This window comes from Variovorax sp. P4_D9 (assembly GCF_056401695.1).
The window spans coordinates 1-1,147 of record NZ_JBFUIU010001519.1 but is presented as its reverse complement, the minus strand read 5'-3'; the positions used below and the strand labels follow the sequence as shown (position 1 = coordinate 1,147).

The 1,147-nt window shown below is 60.5% G+C and carries 1 protein-coding gene; it reads left to right on the top strand.

Annotated features, from left to right (window positions below; translation table 11 throughout):
- The coding region (locus AC1DY5_RS56540; RefSeq protein WP_478122854.1) for an IS630 family transposase at positions 1–615 on the top strand (615 nt) is incomplete at its 5' end.
- Positions 616–1,147 lie beyond the last annotated feature (532 nt).

Here is a 1,147-nt window from a genome sequence, read left to right as displayed (position 1 = left end):
TACCAGCGCGATCCTCAAGCCATCGAGCGCTGGCAGCGTGAAACCTACCCCGGCATCGCCGCGGCCGCGAGGAAAAGCGGAGGCGAAGTCTACTTCTGGGATGAATCGGGATTTCGCGCCGACACCGTGCACGGTAAAACCTGGGCGCCCAAAGGCAAGACCCCGGTCATCGAGCGTCCCGGGCAACGCCAGTCGATCTCGGCGGCCTCGGCTGTCAACGCCAAAGGGGGCTTCTGGTTCGCGACTTACCAGGGTGCGTTGAATGCCGAACTGTTCATCGAATTACTCAAGAAGATGATGAAGGGCCGCAGCAAGCCCGTGCACCTGGTGGTTGACGGATTGCCGGCCCACAAGAAAGCCAACGTGCGCCAGTACATCGAGTCCACCCAGGGCCAGCTGAGCATGCACATCCTGCCGGGCTACGCACCGGACTTGAACCCGGACGAGTTGGTGTGGAGTCACGTCAAGCGCACCGGCGTGGCTCGCAATCCGCTGCGAGCCGGCGAGAAACTCGAAATCCGCGTCGACCAGCAGTTGCGCGACATGCAGAAGAATCGCCGGCTGGTTCGATCATTCTTCGAAGCACCTTCTGTCGCCTATATTTTTGACTGCTGAGTAATAACGATCGAGGGGATTTTTCGCGACAAAACAGAGGCCCTATGCGACATCCAGGCGAAAAAACCCGACACATCGGCCTTCGCGATCTGTCATACTGGGTTTATGTAAGGGGTATCCGCTTAGCTCCAGCAACCGGCCAAGCACTGGGTGCGCATCCACGCTTTCGCGCCAAGCGACGACAGTGCAGCGCGAAGGCGGCCTCTGGCCCTCGTCGATGTGGCTGCGCAGGCTAGCAAAGCGTAGCTGGGGCGCGCGATTGAGCAGTTCTTCGTCGGAGAGGTCCCGGGCGCCGTCATGCTTTGAGCGACGCGCCTGAGAAGCGCCGGCCTCTTCGCGCAACGCTCCCACCAACTGAGAGCTACACCGCGAAAAGATGACACCAGGTAGGTCGGGTATCGGCCATCTGCGGCCCGCGCCTTGCTAGAAACAGAGATCGATTCGTTTGTCTTGCCGACGAATGTGCCTGACGATGTCTCGTCGATCCTTGGCGCCCTCGATCTGGCCGGCCCCGGTCATGGAAGTTCAGTTC